Annotated in this window: 20 protein-coding genes and 2 pseudogenes; 8 read left to right on the top strand and 14 right to left on the bottom strand. The window is 71.7% G+C overall.

Annotated features, from left to right (window positions below; genetic code table 11):
- Nucleotides 1-45 precede the first annotated feature (45 nt).
- The 4 genes from ACYVMZ_RS03570 to ACYVMZ_RS03555 all read left to right on the top strand — a co-directional run bounded on the left by ACYVMZ_RS03570 (nt 46) and on the right by ACYVMZ_RS03555 (nt 5682).
- Nucleotides 46-1272 carry an ROK family protein gene (locus ACYVMZ_RS03570; protein WP_461075291.1) on the top strand — a complete coding sequence of 409 codons (1227 nt, stop codon included), beginning with the start codon at nt 46-48 and terminating at the stop codon, nt 1270-1272.
- Between the two features lie 405 nt (nt 1273-1677).
- On the top strand, nt 1678-4425 hold the full coding sequence (gene ppdK / locus ACYVMZ_RS03565) for a pyruvate, phosphate dikinase (protein ID WP_461075289.1): 2748 nt from the start codon (nt 1678-1680) through the stop codon (nt 4423-4425).
- Nucleotides 4426-4580: 155 nt separating this feature from the next.
- Nucleotides 4581-5327 carry a hypothetical protein gene (locus tag ACYVMZ_RS03560; protein ID WP_461075287.1) on the top strand — a complete coding sequence of 249 codons (747 nt, stop codon included), beginning with the start codon at nt 4581-4583 and terminating at the stop codon, nt 5325-5327.
- A 127-nt stretch (nt 5328-5454) separates the two neighbouring features.
- The gene (locus ACYVMZ_RS03555; RefSeq protein ID WP_461075285.1) at nt 5455-5682 is read left to right on the top strand and encodes a hypothetical protein; all 228 of its coding nucleotides are present in this window, start codon (nt 5455-5457) and stop codon (nt 5680-5682) included.
- 96 nt (nt 5683-5778) lie between these two features.
- Here ACYVMZ_RS03555 and ACYVMZ_RS03550 read toward each other — a convergent pair.
- A pseudogene (locus tag ACYVMZ_RS03550) lies at nt 5779-6406 on the bottom strand (LysE family translocator).
- Nucleotides 6407-6591: 185 nt separating this feature from the next.
- On the opposite strand from ACYVMZ_RS03550, the gene ACYVMZ_RS03545 reads away from it, so the two are divergent.
- The gene (locus ACYVMZ_RS03545; protein ID WP_461075283.1) at nt 6592-7098 is read left to right on the top strand and encodes a GNAT family N-acetyltransferase; all 507 of its coding nucleotides are present in this window, start codon (nt 6592-6594) and stop codon (nt 7096-7098) included.
- A gap of 63 nt (nt 7099-7161) precedes the next feature.
- Here the strand turns inward: ACYVMZ_RS03545 and ACYVMZ_RS03540 are convergent, their stop codons facing one another.
- From ACYVMZ_RS03540 to ACYVMZ_RS03495, 10 genes are all read right to left on the bottom strand, one after another.
- Nucleotides 7162-7770, bottom strand: coding sequence for a DJ-1/PfpI family protein (locus ACYVMZ_RS03540; protein WP_461075281.1), 609 nt, complete (start codon nt 7768-7770; stop codon nt 7162-7164).
- 112 nt (nt 7771-7882) lie between these two features.
- On the bottom strand, nt 7883-8389 hold the full coding sequence (locus ACYVMZ_RS03535) for an NUDIX hydrolase (protein WP_461075279.1): 507 nt from the start codon (nt 8387-8389) through the stop codon (nt 7883-7885).
- A 92-nt stretch (nt 8390-8481) separates the two neighbouring features.
- Nucleotides 8482-8943, bottom strand: a complete 462-nt coding sequence (locus tag ACYVMZ_RS03530; protein WP_461075277.1) for an excalibur calcium-binding domain-containing protein — start codon at nt 8941-8943, stop codon at nt 8482-8484.
- 111 nt (nt 8944-9054) lie between these two features.
- Nucleotides 9055-10212: an alkaline phosphatase PhoX gene (locus ACYVMZ_RS03525; protein ID WP_461075275.1), complete on the bottom strand. Its 1158-nt coding sequence runs from the start codon at nt 10210-10212 to the stop codon at nt 9055-9057.
- Nucleotides 10213-10501: 289 nt separating this feature from the next.
- The gene (locus ACYVMZ_RS03520) at nt 10502-11446 is read right to left on the bottom strand and encodes an SMP-30/gluconolactonase/LRE family protein (protein ID WP_461075273.1); all 945 of its coding nucleotides are present in this window, start codon (nt 11444-11446) and stop codon (nt 10502-10504) included.
- Between the two features lie 101 nt (nt 11447-11547).
- Nucleotides 11548-12327 (bottom strand): SDR family NAD(P)-dependent oxidoreductase, encoded by a 780-nt coding sequence (locus ACYVMZ_RS03515; RefSeq protein ID WP_461075271.1) that lies wholly within the window; start codon nt 12325-12327, stop codon nt 11548-11550.
- Nucleotides 12328-12415: 88 nt separating this feature from the next.
- A complete protein-coding gene (locus ACYVMZ_RS03510) occupies nt 12416-13000 on the bottom strand; it encodes a TetR/AcrR family transcriptional regulator (RefSeq protein WP_461075269.1) in 585 nt (194 codons plus the stop codon).
- A 54-nt stretch (nt 13001-13054) separates the two neighbouring features.
- Nucleotides 13055-13414 carry a nitrite reductase small subunit NirD gene (gene nirD, locus ACYVMZ_RS03505; protein ID WP_461075267.1) on the bottom strand — a complete coding sequence of 120 codons (360 nt, stop codon included), beginning with the start codon at nt 13412-13414 and terminating at the stop codon, nt 13055-13057.
- The gene (nirB, locus tag ACYVMZ_RS03500; RefSeq protein ID WP_461075265.1) at nt 13411-16029 is read right to left on the bottom strand and encodes a nitrite reductase large subunit NirB; all 2619 of its coding nucleotides are present in this window, start codon (nt 16027-16029) and stop codon (nt 13411-13413) included. Before nirB ends, nirD begins: the two co-directional genes overlap by 4 nt.
- Nucleotides 16029-17240, bottom strand: coding sequence for an NAD(P)/FAD-dependent oxidoreductase (locus tag ACYVMZ_RS03495; RefSeq protein ID WP_461075263.1), 1212 nt, complete (start codon nt 17238-17240; stop codon nt 16029-16031). Before ACYVMZ_RS03495 ends, nirB begins: the two co-directional genes overlap by 1 nt.
- Nucleotides 17241-17441: 201 nt before the next feature.
- On the opposite strand from ACYVMZ_RS03495, the pseudogene ACYVMZ_RS03490 reads away from it, so the two are divergent.
- Nucleotides 17442-17970: pseudogene (locus ACYVMZ_RS03490) on the top strand (sulfite exporter TauE/SafE family protein); the annotation flags it as partial.
- Here ACYVMZ_RS03490 and ACYVMZ_RS03485 read toward each other — a convergent pair.
- Nucleotides 17967-18899: an NAD(P)-dependent oxidoreductase gene (locus ACYVMZ_RS03485; protein ID WP_461075261.1), complete on the bottom strand. Its 933-nt coding sequence runs from the start codon at nt 18897-18899 to the stop codon at nt 17967-17969. The pseudogene ACYVMZ_RS03490 and the gene ACYVMZ_RS03485 overlap by 4 nt on opposite strands.
- Before the next feature lie 107 nt (nt 18900-19006).
- On the opposite strand from ACYVMZ_RS03485, the gene ACYVMZ_RS03480 reads away from it, so the two are divergent.
- On the top strand, nt 19007-19420 hold the full coding sequence (locus ACYVMZ_RS03480; RefSeq protein WP_461075259.1) for a winged helix-turn-helix transcriptional regulator: 414 nt from the start codon (nt 19007-19009) through the stop codon (nt 19418-19420).
- Here ACYVMZ_RS03480 and ACYVMZ_RS03475 read toward each other — a convergent pair.
- Both ACYVMZ_RS03475 and ACYVMZ_RS03470 read right to left on the bottom strand, forming a co-directional pair.
- A complete protein-coding gene (locus ACYVMZ_RS03475; protein WP_461075257.1) occupies nt 19358-19978 on the bottom strand; it encodes a class F sortase in 621 nt (206 codons plus the stop codon). The genes ACYVMZ_RS03480 and ACYVMZ_RS03475 overlap by 63 nt on opposite strands.
- Nucleotides 19979-20110: 132 nt before the next feature.
- A complete protein-coding gene (locus tag ACYVMZ_RS03470) occupies nt 20111-20638 on the bottom strand; it encodes a hypothetical protein (protein WP_461075255.1) in 528 nt (175 codons plus the stop codon).
- A 286-nt stretch (nt 20639-20924) separates the two neighbouring features.
- Between ACYVMZ_RS03470 and ACYVMZ_RS03465 the strand changes: the two genes are divergently transcribed.
- Nucleotides 20925-21509 carry an NADPH-dependent FMN reductase gene (locus ACYVMZ_RS03465; protein WP_461075253.1) on the top strand — a complete coding sequence of 195 codons (585 nt, stop codon included), beginning with the start codon at nt 20925-20927 and terminating at the stop codon, nt 21507-21509.
- The last annotated feature ends 1 nt before the right edge of the window (nt 21510 follow it).

Below are 21510 nucleotides of genomic sequence, written 5' to 3'. Positions count from 1 at the left end.
AAAACCCAATATGTAATGCGGGTTGGGAAACACAAGGGGGTGTGCATGACCGGACGGCCAGGGAGGACCGGAAAGGGCGGGAGCCAGGCGAGCGCCGGCGATCTGCTCGAACTGGTGCGCAGCGGCCGTGCCACGACCCGGGGTGCCCTCCAGCAGGTGACGGGACTGTCCCGCGCCACGGTCGGCCAGCGCCTCGACCGCCTCTTCCGCGCGGGCTGGCTGCGCGAGGGCGCCGGAGGGCCGGTGGACTCGCCGCTGGGCGGCCGGCCCTCCATCACCCTGGAGTTCGACGACGAACACGCCGTCGTCCTCGCCGCCGACCTCGACACCCGGCACGCCCGCGCCGCCGTCCTGACCCTCACCGGCGAGATCCTCGCCGAACACTCGGGCACGCTGGTCATCGAGGACGGCCCGGACGCCGTACTCGGCGAGTTGGGCCGCTGGTTCGCGGAGCTGCTGGAGAAGGCCGGACACCGGGCGGACGAGGTCTGCGGCATCGGTCTGGCCGTGCCCGGCCCCGTCGACAGCGAGACCGGCCGGGTCGTGCAGCCGCCGATCATGCCCGGCTGGGACGGCTACGACATACGGAGCCGCCTGGCCCGCGCCTTCACCGAGCACACGGGTGCCGCCCCGGTGCCGGTGCTCGTCGACAACGACGCCAACCTCATGGCGTACGGCGAACAGCGCACGGCGTACCCGGACTGCTCGGCGTTCGTGCTGGTCAAGGTCTCCACCGGTATCGGTGCGGGGGTGGTGGTCGACGGCTCGGTCTACCGGGGCATCGACGGGGGCGCCGGGGACATCGGGCACATCCGGGTGCCGGAGGGCGCCCAGGCGCTGTGCCGGTGCGGGTCGTACGGCTGCCTGGCCGCCGTGGCGAGCGGCGGCGCCGTGGCGCGGCGGCTGGCGGAGACCGGGGTGCCGGCGGCCTCCGGTTCGGACGTACGGGACCTGCTGGCGGCCGGACATCCGGAGGCGGTCGGACTCGCGCGGGAGGCGGGGCGCCATGTCGGGGACGTCCTGGCGACCGTCGTCACGCTGCTCAACCCCGGGGTGCTGATGATCGCCGGGGATCTGGCCGGAACACCGTTCCTCACGGGCGTACGGGAACTGCTGTACCAGCGGGCGCTGCCCCGCTCCACCGCTCATCTGGAGGTCGTGACCTCGCGGCTCGGGGAGCGGGCCGGGCTGGTGGGGGCCGGTGCGCTGGTCGTGGAGTACCTGTACGCGCCGGAGCGGGTGGAGGAGCGGTTGCGGGCGCTGGGGGTGTGACGGCCGTGTTTCCGTTTCAGGAGGCGTCCGCATGGTGAAATCCGGTCGGCTGTGGCAGCGTGATTCTCGCCACCCTTGATAAGGGTCGCGCTCACATGAGCGGATCTTGGGCGACTGCACTTCTCCAAAGGGTGGCACTGAGTGCCACCCTTTGATCGTTCATCGAGCGAAATCACTCGTGCTGATAGCTGCTCATATGAGCGTTTTCGAAGGGCTACGGAGGTTGGCGCGTTCAAGAAGTGAAAACACTCGGCCGTGACCGCTTGCCAAGCCTTGACTTTCGATCCGCTGGCGGACGAGTGGTTACAGGCACATGACGCGCGAGTGGACGTACCCAGACGCCTTTGATCTGGGTATGTTCCTCGCCGTCAGGGCAGCCACCGCGTCCTCGAGGAGTCGAGACCCGTGTCGGAAAACAAAGATCCCCAGGTAGCTGAGCACGGTAAGAGCGTTGAGGGCGTGAAGTTCGTTTACGACTTCACCGAGGGCAACAAGGACCTCAAGGACCTCCTCGGCGGGAAGGGTGCGAACCTCGCCGAGATGACGAACCTGGGCCTTCCGGTCCCGCCCGGCTTCACCATCACCACGGAGGCCTGCAAGGTCTACCTGGAGAGCGGCGAGGAGCCGGCGGCACTGCGTGACGAGGTGAGTGCGCACCTCGAGGCGCTCGAGGCCCGCATGGGCAAGAAGCTCGGCCAGGCCGACAACCCTCTGCTGGTCTCCGTCCGCTCCGGCGCCAAGTTCTCCATGCCGGGCATGATGGACACCGTCCTCAACATCGGCCTGTCCGACAAGTCCGTGCAGGGCCTGGCCGCGCAGGCCGGCGACGAGCGCTTCGCGTGGGACTCCTACCGCCGCCTCATCCAGATGTTCGGCAAGACCGTCCTCGGCGTCGACGGCGACCTCTTCGAGGACGCGCTGGAGAAGGCGAAGGTGGCCAAGAAGGTCACGGTCGACACGGAGCTGGCGGCCGCCGACCTGAAGAAGCTGGTCAGCACCTTCAAGAAGATCGTCAAGAAGGAGACCGGCCGGGACTTCCCGCAGGACCCGCGCGAGCAGATGGACCTCGCCATCCGCGCGGTCTTCGACTCCTGGAACGGCGACCGCGCCAAGCTCTACCGCCGCCAGGAGCGCATCCCGCACGACCTGGGCACGGCCGTCAACGTCTGCTCCATGGTCTTCGGCAACCTGGGCCCCGACTCCGGCACGGGCGTCGCGTTCACCAGGGACCCCGCGAGTGGCCACCAGGGCGTCTACGGCGACTACCTGCAGAACGCGCAGGGCGAGGACGTGGTCGCGGGCATCCGCAACACCGTCCCGCTCGCCGACCTGGAGCGCATCGACAAGAAGTCGTACGACCAGCTGATGCAGATCATGGAGACCCTGGAGAACCACTACAAGGATCTCTGCGACATCGAGTTCACCATCGAGCGCGGCCAGCTGTGGATGCTCCAGACGCGCGTCGGCAAGCGCACCGCCGGCGCCGCCTTCCGGATCGCCACGCAGCTGGTGGACCAGGGCCTCATCGACGAGGCGGAGGCGCTCCAGCGCGTGACGGGCGCCCAGCTCGCGCAGCTGATGTTCCCGCGCTTCGACGAGCACGCGAAGGTCGAGCAGGTGGGCCGGGGCATCGCGGCCTCGCCGGGTGCGGCCGTCGGCAAGGCGGTCTTCGACTCGTACACGGCGGTGAAGTGGTCGCGCTCGGGCGAGAAGGTCATCTTGATCCGCCGCGAGACGAACCCCGACGACCTGGACGGCATGATCGCGGCCGAGGGCATCCTGACCTCGCGCGGTGGCAAGACCTCGCACGCGGCCGTGGTGGCGCGCGGCATGGGCAAGACCTGCGTCTGCGGCGCGGAGGAGCTGGAGGTCGACACCAAGCGCCGCCGGATGACGGTGCCGGGCGGCCACGTCGTCGAGGAGGGCGACGTCATCTCCATCGACGGCTCCACGGGCAAGGTCTACCTGGGTGAGGTCCCGGTGGTCCCCTCCCCGGTCGTCGAGTACTTCGAGGGCCGGATGCACCCGGGCGCCGACGACGCCGACGAGCTGGTCGAGGCGGTGCACCGGATGATGTCCTTCGCGGACCGCAAGCGCCGGCTGCGGGTGCGCGCCAACGCGGACAACGCCGAGGACGCGCTGCGCGCCCGCCGCTTCGGGGCGCAGGGCATCGGCCTGTGCCGTACGGAGCACATGTTCCTCGGCGACCGCCGCGAGCTGGTGGAACGCCTGATCCTGGCGGACACGGAGGCGGAACGCGAGGAGTCCCTGAAGGGACTCCTCCCGCTGCAGAAGCAGGACTTCGTCGAACTCTTCGAGGCGATGGACGGCCTGCCGGTGACGATCCGTCTCCTGGACCCGCCGCTGCACGAGTTCCTGCCCGACATCACCGAGCTGTCGGTCCGTGTCGCCCTCGCGGAGTCCCGCCAGGAGCCGCACGAGAACGAGCTGCGCCTGCTCCAGGCGGTGCACCGCCTGCACGAGCAGAACCCGATGCTGGGTCTGCGGGGTGTGCGGCTGGGCCTGGTCATCCCCGGCCTGTTCACGATGCAGGTCCGGGCGATCGCCGAGGCCGCGGCCGAGCGGAAGTCCGCGAAGGGCGACCCGCGCGCCGAGATCATGATCCCGCTCGTCGGTACGGTCCAGGAGCTGGAGATCGTCCGCGAGGAGGCCGACAAGGTCATCGCCGAGGTCGAGGCGGCCACGGGGACGTCCCTGAAGCTGTCGATCGGCACGATGATCGAGCTGCCGCGCGCCGCGCTGACCGCCGGTCAGATCGCCGAGGCCGCGGAGTTCTTCTCCTTCGGCACGAACGACCTGACCCAGACGGTGTGGGGCTTCAGCCGGGACGACGTGGAGGCGAGCTTCTTCACGGCGTACCTGGAGAAGGGCATCTTCGGTGTGTCGCCCTTCGAGACCATCGACAAGGACGGCGTGGGCTCGCTGGTGCGGTCCGCCGCCGAGGCCGGCCGCGCCACCCGCCCCGACCTGAAGCTCGGCGTGTGCGGCGAGCACGGCGGTGACCCGGAGTCGGTCCACTTCTTCCACGAGGTGGGGCTGGACTACGTCTCCTGCTCGCCGTTCCGGATCCCGGTGGCGCGGCTGGAGGCGGGCCGGGCCGCGGTGCAGGCGGAGGGCAGCGACCACCGGTAAGGGACTCCGGAGCTGTTGTCGGCCACCTGGACCCTCACCGACGCGGCGACGGCTCCGGTGGGCAAGAAGAGGGGCGGCACCTGTGCGGGGGTGCCGTCCCTTCGCTGAGTACGGGTACTCATGTGCGCGGCTGCGGCGTGCTCCAGGATGCGCGCATGCGATCGATCTCCCTCCCGAAGCCTGTTCTCGTGGCCGTGCTCGGCTGCATGGTCCTGTCCGGCTGCGGCACTGAGAACGCCACGACCGGTCAGGAGCCCGCGGGAAGCGCCCTCTCGGCGGCAACCCCGCCTGGTGCTGAGCCCGGCGACGATCCGGAGTCGCGGTTCCTCGAGCTGATGCAGCGCATCCTCACGCAGAGCTGCGCCCCGGACGCCCCCGACGGCAGCGGTGGCGTGCCCAGACCCGAGGACCTGCCGGGCTGGGAGGGCGAGCACACACCGAGGTACGGGCCGGGCGAGACCCCGCCGGGTGTTCCGAACGCCGAGGGAGACATACCGCTTCCCCTGGATGATCCCGCGCCGTCGAAGAAGCCGTCCCCTGCCTCCACCGCGCCCAAGCCGGTCAAGGAGGTGCCGCTGACCGGCATCGAGAAGTGCAGCGGCAGCGAGCACGCGAGGCGCGTCAGCGAGGCGTTCGAGAACACGAAGACGACCAGCTACCAGGCGATGCACAGGAAGCTCACGGGTCTGGACTACCCGGTGTCGCGGATTCACCGGATTGCGAACCACGCGGGCGCGCCCCGGGCGAGGCTCGACCTGCGCATGATAGGCAGCCACTTGGCTTTGGAGGTCACCGGCACCAGCAGCGGGGTGATCGTCGAAGCGTTCGGGGCTCCGGAGACGGAGGGCGTGGAGGTGACCGACGTGAAGCGGAAGCCGACGCTGGACGCGCCCACGGCCTGACCGGATCGCACGGGGCGGGAAGCGCAGTGGCTCCCCCAGGCGCCGGAGCGCGGCCTGCCCGGGTGTCGCCTGGGCGGCGAGAGGCGCGTCCGCGCTCGGCGGCCTCGACTCCGTCGCGCGTGAGCAGATGCAGCGGGCGATCGTCACGACGGACCAGGCGCTGGCCCGGATCCGGATCGGGGAGCCGCGGGTGACGGCCGAGCCGCTGCACGAGTGCGTGGCCGCCGCGTCGGCGACGCGCGGCCGGGTGCCGGCGCTTCGCCTCCGTCAGGTCCGGCAGGAGCCGCGACCGGGGCGGCGGGAGGACTGGGTGGCCGGCCTCGGCGACCCCCTCGTGGACGCGCTCGGCGCGTGACCGGCGGAAGCCGACAACAGCGGCGCCCGGCCTCTCCGCCTCCCACTACGGCCCAGGAAAGCCGGGCCGGTTACCCGGCCGCGCTGACAACGGTTTCTAGGACTCGGTAGCCAGACGCACCCCCAGTCCGACCAGGACCGCCCCGGAGACCTGTTCCATCCGGCGCCGGACGGACTGCCGCTGAAGCGCTCCTCCCACGCGTCCTGCCAGCCAGACCATCGGCAGGTACCAGATCAGGTCGACCACGGCCCAGATCACCGACAGGGCGAGCAGCGTCGGAAGAACAGGGGCTCCCTGCGGAACGAACTGCGGCAGGAAGGAAACGGCGAACACACCGGCCTTCGGATTGGCGAAGTTGGTGACCAGGCCCTGCCAGTACGCCCGCCGAAGCGACACCGCGGCTGTTTCCGCTGGTCCCTCGTCCGGCCGGCCGGCCGGCTCGCCTCGCCTGCCACAAGGCCCGCGCTCCCATCCACACCAGCACCGCGGCGCCGGCGATCCGGATGACGTCGTAGGCGACCTGTGAGGCCAGCAGCAGGGCCGAGAGACCGAAGGCCGCGGCGAGGCCCCACAGCAGCACCCCGCACTCATTGCCCAGGACCGTGGCCATGCCGGTCCTGCGGCCGTTCACCACCGCTCGGCGCAGGATCACGACCGTGCTCGGCCCTGGCACCATGGCGATCAGGAAGGCCGCACCGACGAACGCAACGACGGAAGTCATCATCGGGGCAGCATCGCCAGGCTTGTCGATGCCCCACAAGGCTTTTCTCGGCACACCCGCGGCTCGGATGACTTCCGCGGATCATCCGTCGAGGCCGCCCGGCGGCCGGCCCACGGTCGGGTGCACGCCGCTGAGAAGGCGCGGAATGGGATGGACACGGCTCGGCACGGTGGCCGATGATCTCCGGCATGATCCGGGCCGCCAGTGTCGACGACATCGCGGAGATCCGCGCGATGATCCGTGAACTCGCCGAGTACGAACGGGCTGTTGACCAGGCCCGAGCGACCGGGGAGCAGCTCCGCGAGGCGCTGTTCGGAGAACATCCCGCCGCGTTCGCACTGATCGCCGAGGACGACGAGACGGGCAAGGCCGTGGGCTACGCCCTGTGGTTCCCCCGTTTCTCGACCTGGACCGGCACGCGCGGCATGCACCTGGAGGACCTCTACGTACGGCCGCACGCCCGAGGCGGAGGACACGGCAAGGCTCTGCTCGCCTCCCTGGCCGCGGTCTGCCGGCAGAACGGCTACGAGCGCTTCGAGTGGTGGGTCCTGGCCTGGAACGAGCCGACGATCGACTTCTACAAGTCGCTCGGCGTGGAGCTCCTGGACGAGTGGACGGTGTGCCGGCTGAGCGGTGAACCCCTCAGGGAACTCGCCGCCCAGGCCCCGGCTGTCCTCGACCCGGGCAGGGTGTGAGGGGCGCGCCGGTCCCGGCCCGAGCGGCGGGCATGGGCTCCGCTTCCAGTGGGTCGCGGGGCGTCAGCGCAGTGCGGCCCCGCCCGCGTGGACGGCACGCATCGCGCGCTCGACAGTCGCCTGATTCTCGCCGACCGGAGCCACGTAGTCGATGACGTCGCGCGCGGCGTCCTCCCCGAGCGTTCGGCTGATCACCCAGGTGGCGAGGTACTGGGACGCCAGGCAACCGCCCGCCGTAGCGATGTTCCCCTCCGCGTGGAACGGCGCGTCCAGCACGGTGACGTCGCAGGCCTCCACGAAGGGCCGGCTCTTCATGTCCGTGCAGACCGGCATGCCATCCAGCAAGCCGAGCCGGGCGAGCACCAGCACGCCGGAGCACTGCGCACCGATCAGCTGTCGCGAAGGGTCGAGCGGCAGCCGGGAGATCAGCCGGTCGTCGGCGACCACGTCTCGCGTCCTCACTCCGCTGCCGATCAGCACGACGTCGGCTTCGGTCACGAACTCCATCGGGCGCTGCCCGGTCACCTCGACGCCGTTCATGGAGGTGACCACCGGCGTCGGTGTCGTGATGAAGGCTTCCAAACCGTCCTTGCGGCACCGGTTGATCAACGCGGAAGCGATGAAGCTGTCGAGCTCGTTGAACCCGTCGAAGGTGACCACGGCTACCTGCATCACAGCTCCTTCAAGGACGGCATCACAGGATCCCCAGTCTCCCCGGCGCGCCGTTCCGGGGCGAGGGCCGATCAGCGGCCGGTGGCATGTCCACCGACTCACCGGACCGCCGTCACAGGGGTTTCCCTTCCCGCAGGCACACGACGGCCCCGGACCGCGCGGCGCCGTGCAGCGCGGCGAGGGCCGACAGGCGTCCCGTAAGAGGAGTCGCCCCCAACTCGGCCAGTCCGAACCAGCCGTCCCCGTCGTGCTCGAAGCTGCGCCTGATGGTCTGCCCGGCCGGGAGGACGCCGCCGTAGAAGTAGAAGTCGATCACCGGGCCCGTTCCCTTCACGTCGGCCCGGTGGTCGTAGCCGAGGAACCGAAGGTGGTCGAGGACGATGCCGGTCTCCTCGGACAGCTCCCGGCGCGCGGCACGGAGAGGGTCCTCTCCGTGGTCGACCATGCCGCCCGGCAGGCCCCAGGTCCCCGCGCCGGGCCGGCCCTCGGCGTAGCGCAGCAGCAGGATCCGGTCCTCGGGGTCATGGAGCAGTACGCAGGACGCGACGATGGTCTGCGGCAGCGTCTTGACCCACTCCGCGCGCGGCAGCACTGCGGGTCCGGGGACGGTCGTGTCCACGATGGCGTTCCTTCCGTCGGCCGGGCAGCCGGGTGCCGACTGCCCAACCGGAGGAACGGCCGGACGCGCGGATGGTCACCTGCGTGATCACGTCAGGTGTCGCAGGCCACCCCGTCGTTGTCGCGGTCCAGGTGGGAGGCGTAGCCGGGTTCACCGCGCCGGATGGGGGCGGCGCCGGCGGCGCGGACCTCGCTGCAGTTGGCGTAGTAGACGTACTCGGCACCCGAGTCGTCGTTGCCGGTGTCGTTGCCCGCCGCGGGTTGTTGGGTGACCGTTTTCGTGACCTCGACGGTTTTCGTGGCGGTCACCGTGGGGGCCGGTTCCGGATCCGCCGTCTCCGTCGCGGTCGCGGTCGCCGTCACCGTGACCGTCGGCCGGGGTTTGGCGGCCGTGGGCTTGGCGTCCGTCGTCGTGGTGCTGTCGCCGCCGGCGCCTATGGCCACGCCGATGAAGAGGGCCAGGCCCAGCGCGGGCAGCACATAGCGCTTCCGGGCCCATCGGGGCGCCGGGCGGGCGGGCTGCGGCATGGGCGGTGCGATGTACGGGTTGGTCATGTCATCCCCCCACAGGTGGTGCGTGAGGGGATGACCGTACGGCCGAGGGGCTACGGGTGACAGTCAGGTGACCAATTCGTGATGGTTGTGTGGAGGGGGGCCTGGGTGCGGCTACACCCGGAACGGACCCCGCACCTCGTACGTGATCCCGCCCGACGAACTGCCGGTCGTGCCGCGCTGGCTCGAGAAGTACAGCCGGGTGCCGTCCGGGGAGAAGGCCGGGCCCGTGATCTCCGAGCCGGACTGGCCGTCGATGCGGAGGAAGGGGGCCACGATGTCGTCGGGGGTGATGACGCAGATCTCCATGGTGCCGCCGTCCTCGGCGACGAAGAGGTCGCCGGAGGAGGAGCCGGTGACGTTGTCGACGCCGGTGAGAGGGGCCGTGCCGGAGGTCACCAGGGAGTCGTCGTAGGCGAGTTCGAGGGTTTGGGCTGCCGCGTTGTACTGCCAGACCCGGTTGTCGCCCTTCGTCGTGAACCAGCAGGTGTCGTCGGCGTAGTAGCAGCCCTCGCCGCCGTTGAAGCGCTTGGCGCCGGAGACCTGGTCGCGGGTGGCCGTCGCGCCGGTGGGGTCGGGGACGCGGGACCAGGACACCGGGCCGCTCGTGCCGCTGCCCGCCACCATCACCTCCAGGGTGCCGGAGGACAGGTCGCCCCACGTCGTCGGGCGGAAGCGGTAGAAGCAGCCGTCGGTGACGTCCTCGGTCATGTAGATGACCCGGCGGACCGGGTCGGCGGCCGCCGCCTCGTGTTTGAAGCGGCCCATCGCGTCGCGGCGGACCGCGGCCTTCGTGCCCCACGGGTCGGTCTCGTAGACGTAGCCGCGGTCGACCTCCTCGCAGGACAGCCAGGTGTTCCACGGGGTCTTGCCGCCCGCGCAGTTGGTGCGGGTGTTGGACAGGATGCGGTACGCGCCGATGATCGCGCCGGTCGAGTCGAACGTGACCGCGCTCGCGCCGCCGCCCGGGTTGATCTCCGAGTTCGAGACGTAGATCCAGCCCGTGCCGTCGGCGTAACAGGCGCCGCCGTCGGGGGCGTTGTGCCAGGTGTACGACGTGCTCCCGACCCGCTGGCCGGACCGGGCGATCACCCGGCTGGTGAAGCCGGACGGGAGTCTGATGCCGTTCGCGTCCGGCGCGCCCAGCGGGCCGTAGGGGCTCGTGCCGGGCTGGGCGGGCGCGGCGTACGCGGCGCCGCGCCACAGGGTGCCGCCGAACACGGCGGAGGAGCCGCCGACGGCGGCCGCACGCAGGAAGGTACGACGTTCCACTCTCGCTCCAAGAGGTGCCGTGACCGCCCCGCCGCCGGTCGGCGGCGGGGTCGTGCGTTGGGGTGGCGGGACGGGACGCTAGAGGAGCAGGGTTGACGGGCCGTGGACGCCGCATGGCCGCCGGGCGGCGTACCCGAGAGCTGTGACTGTGAGTGCTCCGGGGGTGCTCAGGCGGACAACGCCGGTGCCTCCCGCCTGAGCCGTCCCGGTCGGCCGGGACCCGGCCCGTGCCCGTCGCCCGGCGGCCGCGCCGACGGCGGGCGGACCACCAGGGCGAAAGGGGTGAGCGTCACAGCGGCACCGCCACCGCGTTGAACGTCGTCTCCGGCGTCTGCGGGCTGGTGAAGCGGGCGTTGACGAGGTAGAGGCGGTCGCCGAAGCGGGCGGCCGTGGCGGGGACGTCGAAGCGGGGGTCGGTGAGCGTGCCCCGCAAAGTGGCGGTGGTGATCTTGGCGTCGAGGTCGAACACGGTGACCTTGTTCAGCCGGTTCTGCACGACGTACAGGGTGCGGCCGACGCGGACGAGCCCGTCGCCGTTGACGACACTGTCTGCACCGACCAGGGCGATCTTCGTGGCGTGCCCGGTCCGGAGGCTCACGTGGTACAGCTCGCCCGGGGTGCTCTTGACGACGATCAGGCCGCGGCCGTCGGGCGTGCCGACGATGCCGTTGGCGTTGATGACGTCCGGCAGCTGCGTCCAGTCGCCGGTGAGCGGCAGGGCGCGGACCTTTCCGCCCCGGCCGCGCGGTACGCCGTACAGCACCGCGTCGCGCGAGTCGGTGAACCAGGCGCGGTCGCCGAGCAGGACGACGTCGTTGATGAAGTGGCCCGTGGCGGTGAGTTGGTGGGTGGCGAGGAGCTTGCCGGTGCGCGCGTCGACGAGCCGGGCGGTGCCGCCGCCTCCGCCGGCGACGTACAGCAGGCCGTCGTGGTCGATCTTCAGGCCGATGGACGCCAGGCCGGTGGCGCCCTCGTGGATCACCTTGCCCCGGCCGGTGCGCAGGTCGGTGCGGTAGATGGCGCCGTTGGCGCGGGAGCCCAGGTAGGCGTACGGCTTGCTGCCGATGGTGATGCCCTCGGGGAGCCAGCCGTCCGGCAGCGGGAACTCGGTCGGCCAGGTGGCCTGCACGGGGGCGGCCTGCGCCGTGCCGGTGCCGGCCGCGACCGCGAGGGCGGCCGCGGCGGCACCGCCGAGGAGGGTGCGCCGGGAGGGCTGGGGATGGTTCGGAGTCATGGGTCGGACCTCCGTGACGGGTGGGGGTACGACCCGATGTAACTCGAACACCTCGGTGAGCGGCGCGCGGCTCGGCGAACTCGACAGGAACTCGACAGCTCTCAGGCGGTGGAGCCGCCGTCCACCACCAGGTCGGCCCCGACGACCGACGCGGCGTCGTCCGAGGCCAGGTACAGCACGGCGGCCGCCACCTCGTCCACCGTGGAGATCCGGCCGAGCGGGACCGTGGTCCTCATGCGCTCCGCCCGCTCGGCCTCCGTCTCGCCCGGGCCGAGGGACATGGGGGTGTCGGTGGCGCCGGGGCTGACCACGTTGATGCGGACGCCGTCGCCGATGTGGTCCCGGGCGGCGCCCCGGCTGAGGGCGGTCACGGCGGCCTTGGTGGCGGCGTACGCGGCGGCGCCGGCCGGGCTGGTGTGCGCCCCGAAGGTGGAGGAGACGTTGACGATCGCGCCGCCGGACGGCTGGGTCCGCATGCGGCGGATCTCCGCCTGCAGGGCGTGGAACACGCCGGTGACGTTGATGTCCAGCTGCGTGTGCCAGTCGGCCCGCGGAAGGTCGGCCAGGGGCTGCCCGCCCCGGAAGACGCCCGCGTTGTTGACCGCCACGTCGAGCGCGCCGAAGCGGTCCACCGCCGCACGGACCAGCGCGTCGGCGTCCTCCGCCCGCGAGACGTCCGCGGTCACGGCGAGCGCCTTGCCGCCCCGCTCCTCGATGAGTGCGACGGTCTCGTCCAGCGGCTCGCGCCGGCGCCCGGCGACGACGACGTTCGCTCCCTCGGCGGCGAACGCGAGGGCGACGGCCCGCCCGATGCCGGAGCCCGCGCCGGTGACGAGGACGGTGCGGTCGGTGAAGCGGGCGCGTGCGGTGGTGGTGGTCATGATCTCCCCTTTTCTTGACCGATCGGTTCAGTATGTGGGTGTGAAAAAATAATGTGGTTGTGAAAAACACCCCTCGGCGAGGGGTGTCTCAGTCGAGCAGCGCCAGTGCCTGTTCCGCGGCGTCCCGGACCCGGGCCGGGTCCGAGGACGCCTTGCCGACCACGCGCAGGCCCTGCAGCAGCACCAGCAGCATGCGGGCCAGGGTGAGCGGATCGCGGCCGGCGGACAGCTCGCCCTGGGCGCATGCGCGGACGAGGGCCGAGTGCAGCATGGTCTCCAGCTGGTCCCAGTTGCGCTCGACGTACCGCGCGGCGGAGGGGTCGTGCGGGGCCAGCTCGGCCGCCGTGTTGGTGACGAAGCAGCCGTTCAGACGGCTCGTCTCGGCCGCCGCCTCGGCGGCGAACCGTCGTACGACCGCTCGTACGGCCGGCAGCGCGGGTCCCGGCTGGGACAGCTCCCGCAGCACCTCCGGGAGTCGCGCCTGCTGATAGCGGTCCAGCGCCTTCAGGTACAGCTCGTGCTTGCTGCCGAAGGTCGCGTAGAGGCTGGCGCGTCCGATGCCGAGGTGCTCGACGAGGTCGGCCATCGACGTCGCCTCGTAGCCGCGCTGCCAGAACAGCTCGAGAGCTGCCTGGAGCGCGGCGTCCGGATCGAACTCCTTGGTCCTGGCCACGTGCCGCAGCCTAGGCTTTTCTGGAACGATCGGTCAAGCAGTGATCCCGCGAGGCTAGGAGGTCCGCACCTCGTACGTCGCCACCCGCACGGCCTCGTCGTCCAGGCACTGCCCCGACTCCAGGTCGAAGCGCTGCTTCAGCAGCGGGGAGGCCACGAACGGGCGGCCCCGGTGGCTGCCGGTCAGACCGCGGGAGAGGACCGCCGCGCCGGTGAACGGGTCGCGGTTGTCGATGGCGTACAGCTGGCCGTTCCGGTCGCGGAAGAGGGCCACCTGGCGGCCGTCCGGCAGCAGTGCCGCCACCCCGCGGCCGGGGAACAGCACGCTCAGGTCGCAGACCGTGAACCAGGCGTCCTCTCCGTCGTCCAGCCGCAGTCGGACCTTCAGGTCGGTGGTCTCGGGTGCCAGGGTCATCGCTGGGCGCTTCCTTCCAGGGCGGCTTCCTTGGATTCGGTCGGCCGCATGCCGATGGTCAGCAGCGGCAGGTCGGGCTTCATCTGGTCCCGCTCGGGGACGAAGGCGACGACCGGGTCCGGGGTGTCCGGCGCGTTCACGAAGGACACGAACCGGGCGAGCTTCTCGGGGTCGTTGATGGTCTCGGCCCACTCGTCGCGGTAGTGGGCGACATGGGCCGCCATCAGCTGCTCCAGTTCCTCGCAGATGCCGAGCGAGTCGTGCACCACGACGTCCCGTACGTGGTCCAGGCCGCCCGGGATCCGTTCCAGCCAGGTCGAGGTGCGCTCCAGGCGGTCGGCGGTGCGGATGTAGAACATCAGGAACCGGTCGATCAGGCGGATCAGCTCGTCGTCGCTCAGGTCCTGCGCGAGCAGGTCCGCGTGGCGCGGGGTCGCGCCGCCGTTGCCGCCGACGTACAGGTTCCAGCCGTTGGCGGTGGCGATCACGCCGAAGTCCTTCGACTGGGCCTCGGCGCACTCGCGCTGGCAGCCGGAGACGGCCGACTTCAGCTTGTGCGGGGAGCGCAGGCCCCGGTAGCGCAGCTCCAGGTCGATCGCCATGCGGACGGAGTCCTGGACGCCGTAGCGGCACCAGGTCTGGCCGACGCAGGACTTCACGGTGCGCAGCGCCTTGCCGTACGCGTGGCCGGACTCGAAACCGGCGTCCACCAACCGGGCCCAGATCAGCGGCAGTTGCTCGACGCGGGCGCCGAACATGTCGATCCGCTGGCCGCCGGTGATCTTCGTGTAGAGGCCGAAGTCGCGGGCGATCTCGCCGATCACGATCAGCTTCTCCGGGGCGATCTCACCGCCGGGGATGCGCGGCACGACCGAGTACGAGCCGTTCTTCTGCAGGTTGGCCAGGAAGTGGTCGTTGGTGTCCTGCAGGGCCGCCTGCTCGCCGTCCAGGACGTAGCCGCTCGCGCCGATCGTCGGGGCGAGGGAGGCGATGATCGAGCCGACCGTCGGCTTGCAGATCTCGCAGCCGTCGCCGCTCCGGGCCTCCTCGCGGCCGTAGCGGTCCAGCAGGTCCTGGTAGGAGTTGATGCGCAGGGCGAGGACGATCTCGTACAGCTCCTCGCGGGTCTGCGAGAAGCAGCCGCACAGGCCCTTGTCGACCTCGATGCCGCTGGCCTCCAGCTCGGCGTTGACGAGCTGGCCGAGGACCTTGACGCAGGAGCCGCAGCCGGTGCCGGCCTTGGTGCACTTCTTGACCTCGGGCACCGTGGTGCACTGGTGGTCGGTGACCGCGCCGCGGATCGTGCCCTTGCTGACGTTGTGGCAGGAGCAGATGATCGCGTCGTCCGGCAGCGCGGACGGGCCGAGCTGGGCGGACTCCCCGGCACCGGCCGGCAGCACCAGGGACTCGGGGGAGACCGGCGGGACCGAGCCGGTGAAGGCCCGCAGCGTGCCGTACGCCTCCGCGTCACCGACCAGGATGCCGCCGAGCAGCGTGCCGTCGCGGCCGATGACCAGCTTCTTGTACAGGCCCGCGCGGGAGTCGGAGTAGACGACGTCCAGGCAGTCCTCGGTGGTGCCGTGCGCGTCGCCGAAGGAGGCGACGTCCACGCCGAGCAGTTTCAGCTTGGTGGACAGGTCGGCACCGGTGAAGGCGGCCTCCTCGTCGGCGGCGATCGTCGCCGCCGCCGTCTCGGCCTGCTCGTAACCCGGCGCCACCAGGCCGTACACCCGGCCGTCGGCGGCCAGCGCGCACTCGCCGATCGCGAACACGTGCGGGTCGGTGACCGTACGGCACTGCTCGTCGACGCTGATGCCGCCGCGCTCGCCGACCGTCAGGCCGCAGTCGCGGGCCAGCTGGTCGCGGGGGCGGACACCGGCCGAGAAGATCACCATGTCGGTGGCGATGGTCGAGCCGTCGGACAGCTTCATGCCGGTGACCGAGCCGTCCTCGCCGACCACGATCTCCTGCGTGCCCGTGCCGCAGTGGACCGTCAGGCCCATGTCCTCGATGGTGCGCAGCAGCGCGGCACCGCCGCCCTCGTCGACCTGCACCGGCATCAGACGCGGCGCGAACTCCACGATGTGCGTCTCGACACCCAGGCCCTTGAGCGCACCGGCCGCCTCCAGACCGAGCAGACCGCCGCCGACGACGGCTCCCGTCGACGCCCTGGTCTTCGCGTACTCCTCGATCGCGAGGAGGTCCTCGATGGTGCGGTAGACGAAGCAGCCGGTGGCGTCCTTGTTCGGCACCGGCGGCACGAACGGGTAGGAGCCGGTGGCCAGCACGAGCACGTCGTAGTCGACGACGAGACCCGAGCGGGCGGTGACCTTGCGGGCCTCCCGGTCGATGGACTCGGCCGGGTCACCGACGTACAGCTCGATGCCGTGGTCCTTGATGAACTCCATGTCCGTCATGGAGAGGTCCTCGGGCGTCTTGCCCGAGAAGTACGAGGTGAGCTGGACACGGTCGTACGCCGGACGCGGCTCCTCGCACAGCACGACCACGCGGTGCGTGGCGGTCAGGCCGCGCTCGGCGAGCGCTTCGAGGAAGCGCTGGCCGACCATGCCATGGCCGACGAGCACGATCGTGGGGGTCGCCCCAGTGGCGGTCATCAGGAGCCTCCATCGTTGGTGAGCAGGTGGAGCAGGGGGCCGTTGTCGGGGAGCGGCTCTGCTCCCTCCCAGGCGCGGGCGAGCGCGCCGACCGTGCCGAGTTCGCCGACGAGGACCCCGCCGACCAGGCGGTCGTCGCGGACGACGACCTTGCGGTAGGTGCCGCGGGTGGCGTCGGTGAGCTGGACGACGTCGTCGCCCGGGCGCGCCTCCGTCTCACCGAACGCGGCGAGGTCGAAGGCGCTCTGCCCGGCCAGCGTGAGCCGGGTCAGGGAACGGGTGCCGGTGTAGCGGGCGGTGCCGTCACCGGCCAGCAACTCGGCGAGCGCGTCGGCCTGTTCGAGCGCCGGGGTGGCGAGCCCGTACACCGTGCCGTCGTGCTGCGCGCAGTCGCCGATGGCGTGGATGTGCGGGTCGGAGGTACGGAGCTCGTCGTCGACGACGATGCCCTTGCGGACCTCCAGTCCCGCGGTCTGCGCGAGGCCCACCCGGGGGTGGACGCCGCAGGCCAGGACCACGAGGTCGGCGTCGAGGGCGTACCCGTCGGCCATCTCCACCGAGCGGACCGCGCCGCCGACGCAGCGCACGTCCCGCACGCGGCACTCGGTGTGGACCTCGACGCCCAGGTCGACCAGGTGCCGCCGGACGAGCTTGGAGGCGGCCGGGTCGAGCTGGCGCTCCATCAGCCGCTCGGCCTGCTGGGCGAGGACGACCTGCGCGCCGCGCATCGCGAGCGCCCGGGCCGCCGAGACCCCGAGGAGCCCGCCGCCGATGACGACCGCCTTCGCCCCCGGCCGGACCGCCTTGGACAGGCCCAGGCAGTCGTCCATGGTGCGGAAGGCGTGCACGCCCTCGGGCAGTTCGTGGTTCTCGGTGAACAGGCCGCGCAGCGGCGGCAGCACCGGGTTGGAGCCGGTGGCCAGGACCAGCGTGTCGTACGCGATCACCGAGCCGTCCGCGCAGCGCACCGTGCGCTGAGCGCGGTCGATGCCGGTGACCCGCCCGCGGGTCAGCTCCGCGGGCGCCGGCAGGGCGATCACCTCGGGGCTGTAACGTCCGGCCAGCACTTCGGCGAGCAGCACCCGGTTGTACGGGCGGTGCTCCTCCTCGCCGATCAGCGTCACGGGCGTGCCGAGCTCACCGAGCCGCCGGGCGAGACGTACGCCCGCGAGGCCGGTGCCGATCACCACCACACGCTTATTCGAGGTCATGCACTTGAGCGTGCGGTGCCGGTGTTACCCGGCAGCATCACCTCTGTTTCCCGCGAGGAACGCTGCCCTCAGCGGGGGCGGGGGGTGGGTGTGAGGGTTCGGAGGGCGGGGCGGGGGCGTGCTGTGAGGCGGGGTGGGGCGAGGCCGGGCCGTGCGGTGACCGCACAGGGTTTCCGTGCAGGTGGCATCGTCTACGACCGGCCCGCCGGCACCCCGGCCGCGCACGCGCTCGGCACCAACAAGGCGGCCGCCATCGTCGGCACGACCGGCGCGGCGGATGGGGGCACCTCCCACGCCCTTTGGGCAGTGGGGGAGTACGCCCGCAAGGCCCCGGTGGACGTCGGGACGGCCGTACGGATCGGGCTGGCCGCCCTGGCCGGATCGTCCGCCGGGGCCTTGTCGCGGCGGGGATGAGCACGGAGGTCCTCAAGCCGGTGATCATGGTGGTGCTGCTCGGGGTCGCGGCCTTCGTGATCCTGTTGTTTCCCCCAAGCTCTCGGCTTCGCTCGAGCAGGGCGGACCCCCATCGCGGGCGCCCTCGCCACGTTCGCCTGGCAGGGCGCGGTGCTGTGGCAGCTCGCCGCGCTGATGGCCGTAGTTCAACCTGGCGGGCGGCACGCTGGGCGCCCGTACGGCCCTGAAGAAGGGCAGCGGCTTCGTGCGGATCGTGCTGCTGACGGTCGTCTTCGCGCTGGTGGCGAACCTGGCGTACGAGCAGTGGCTCGCCTAGCGTGCCGCACGGACGAGCAGGTCGATCACCCCCGTGCCGTCCTCGTCGCCGTGCCCGTCGGCGAGCCGGCGCGCCATCAGGTCCAGGTACGGCCTGATCAGCTCCGCGCTGACGCCCTGCTCCTCGGCCGTCCGCAGCAGCGTGGCGTTGCCCGCGACCTGCATCTCGAGGTTGGAGACGACGTCCTTGGTGTAGTCGCCGCTCTCCAGGTGCTCGGCGGTCTGGTGCACGGCCGGGGCCATCGCGGTGAGCCAGGACACGAGCAGGGGCGCGAAGTCCTTCGGGGCGATGTCCTCCCGGCGGATCAGCGCGAAGGCGTGTGACACGCCCGCGAACAGGCCGCTCATCGCGCTCAGCAGCGCCACGTCGTGCAGCGCGGCGAAGCCCGGGTCGGTGCCGACGTAGCGGGTGCCGACCGGGACGGCGAGGGTGTCCCGGTGCTCCTCGAAGAGGGCGGCGGAGCCGCTGTAGAAGACGTAGCCCCCGGCCTCCGGAACCCCGACCATCGGCGGTACGGCCATGATCCCGCCGTCCAGGAAACGGGCACCGCGCGCCTCGGCCCAGGCGGCACGGGCACGGCCCTGGCCGGGCGTGCCGGTGGTGAGGTTCACCAGGTCCCGCCCGGTCAGGTCGGCTCCCTCCAGGGTCTCTCCCACGGAGGCGTCGTCGAGCAGGCAGGCGACCACGAGCCGGTTCGCGGCCACCGCCTCCGCGGCGGACCGGGCGATCGTGGCGCCTTCGGCGACGAGGGCCTCGGCGCGGCGGGGGGTGCGGTTCCAGACGGTCACCGGGTGCCCGGCGGCGAGCCACGCGCGGGCGAGCGCGGTGCCCATGGCGCCGGTGCCGAGCAGGGTGACGGGGGTGCGGGAGGCGGTGCGGGAAACAGAGCTGCGGGAAACAGAGCTGGGGGAAACGGCGTTGTCGGTCATGGCGATCAGACTCGCCGCAGGAGAACGGCCTGCTCAAGTACGTACTTCCGAGTGGGTGGTTACTCCCGGGAAAGCATCCAGGCCAAGGACAGGGGAGGGTGTCGGGCATGGCGACGGTACGGCGGCCGGGGGCGTACGTGTGCGGGATCGACGCGGCGATGGACGTGATCGGCGGCAAGTGGAAGGTGCTGATCCTCTGGGCGCTGAACGAGCGGCCGTGCCGCTTCGGCGAGCTGCGCCGGGAGCTGCCCGGGGTCACGGAGAAGGTGCTCGCCGCGCAGCTGCGCGAGCTGGAGGCCGACGGCATCGTGCACCGCGAGGCGTACGACGAGGTGCCGCCCCGCGTGGAGTACTCGCTGACGCCCCGGGGCGTCTCCCTCAACGAGGCGCTGGGCCCGCTCGGCGCGTGGGGGCGGGAGAACATCCTGGGGGGCGCGTACCCCGGGGCGGGAGCGGGCTCAGCGGCTGCCGGTCAGGTGCGCGAAGACGACGACGTTGCCCTGGTAGCCCGTGGCGCGTGAGTAGCCGCCGCCGCAGGTGATGACCCGCAGCTCGGGCCGCCGGGCCGCCCCGTACACCTTCTCGTCGGGGAAGTCCTTCGCGTCGTACACCTCGACGGCGTCGACGGTGAACACGGCGACGCTGCCGTCCCGCCGGTCCACCTCGACGGTGCTGCCCTTCTTCAGGGCGCCGAGGGCGTAGAAGACGGCGGGCCCGTCGGCGTTGTCGACGTGGCCGGCGACGATGGCGGTGCCCGTCTCGCCGGGGGTGGTGCCGGCCTCGTACCAGCCGGCGAGGTTCTTCCGGTCGGCGGGCGGGACGTCGAGGCTGCCGGTCGCGGTCAGCCCGAGGCCCGTCAGGGGCGCGTTCACGCGGATCGCGGGGATGCGGATGCGGTCCGGCGGGGACGGCGGCAGCGCGGGTGCGGCGGGCCGCCGGCCGTCCTGCTCCGAGCGCGCCTGGGCGGCGGAGGGCTGCGGCGGGGCGTGCGTCCCGGCACCGTCCAGCACGAGCCACGTACCCGAACACAGGGCTGCCGCGGTGACGGCCGCTATCGCGGCGTTGCCGACCCTGCGCATGACAGCACCCTCTCCACCCTCTCCTGGATCCTGAGCTGACCCCCCGTACCCCCCCTCCGGGCCGCGAGGGGCTTCGGACCCGGAGGGGGAGGGGACGTGCGGTACCGGCGGACGGACAGCGGAGGGTGTCCGTCAGATCCCGTCGCCTCTCGCCCGGCGATGCAGGAGCCAGGTACCGCCCGCGGCGGCGACGGCGAGGGCCGCCACACCGGCCGCGGTCTGCACGGGATCGGGGCCCAGTGCGCCGCCGACCCCCGTCTTCACGCTTCCTTTCGGGAGCACCTGCTCGCGCGGTGCCGTCAGCGTGACCACCAGGTCGCCCGTCACCCGCAGGCCGCCCTCGCCGCAGGTCGCGACGATCTCGTACGTCCCCGGCTGGGCGCCCGGCGGCACCCTGAACTCCCCGACCACGTCCTGCTCGCGGGCGCCCGGCGCCAGCGTGAAGGAACCGGCCCCCACCGCGCTGGCGTCACCCGCCGCCGTGCCCCCGTCGCCGCAGGCCGCCGTGTTCACCGTGACCCGCTCGCCCGGGATGACGGAGGACGGGTGCACCTCCAGGCCGCCGGTGCCGGATCCGGACGCGTACGCGGGTGCGGCGAGGAGACCCGCGGTGGCGACGGTCAGCGCGGTACCGGTCAGCAGCCGGACGGTACGTCGCATCGGTGCTCCTTCGAGCTGTCGAGCTGTCGAGCTGTCGGTCGTTGCCCCTGTCCTTCCGAGGTAAGGGGCAGCACGGCGAGCGCGCTTCCTGAAGGAGGGTCAGAAAGGGGGTGGACGGGTGCCGGGCGAGGGTGGGGCCGGGGTCTTCGTGATGTCGTTTCAGCAGGTCAGCGGCGTACGGCGGGCCTGCCCCGGAAAAGGGTCGGGGCACGCGTGTGAACGGGTGACCGGGACCGGCGCGGCGGGGCTTGACCTCAACTTAAGTTGAGATACGAGGCTGTGCCGCATGAAGACAGCAACCGATGCCCTCCATGTGACCGTCGTCGTCGGCAGCAACCGCCACGGCCGCTTCGGCCCCGTCGTCGCCGACTGGCTCCTCGACCGCATCCGGGGCCGCGAGGACCTGGTGCCCGACGTCGTGGACGTCGCCGAGGCCGACCTGCCCACGTCCTTCGACCGGACCCCCGAGGCCGCCGCCGCGCTCGCCGAGGTCAGCCCGAAGCTGGCCCGCGCGGACGCCTTCGTCGTCCTCACCCCCGAGTACAACCACTCCTTCCCGGCAGGCCTGAAGAACCTCATCGACTGGCACTTCACCGAGTGGCGCGCCAAACCCGTCGCCCTCGTCTCCTACGGCGGCCTCGCGGGCGGTCTGCGCGCCGCCGAACACCTCCGGCAGGTCTTCGCCGAGCTCCACGCCGTGACGATCCGCGACACCGTCTCCTTCCACAACGCCGGCGCGTCCTTCGACGACGCCGGCCGCCTGAAGGACCCCTCGGGCCCGGACGCGGCGGCCAAGGCCATGCTGGATCAACTCGCCTGGTGGGGGTGGGCGTTGCGGGAGGCCCGGGAGAGGCGGCCGTACGCGGGCTGAC

Source organism: Streptomyces deserti, assembly GCF_054782695.1.
Note: the sequence above shows the minus strand (reverse complement) of the source record. Positions and strands in the feature narration are given on the sequence as shown.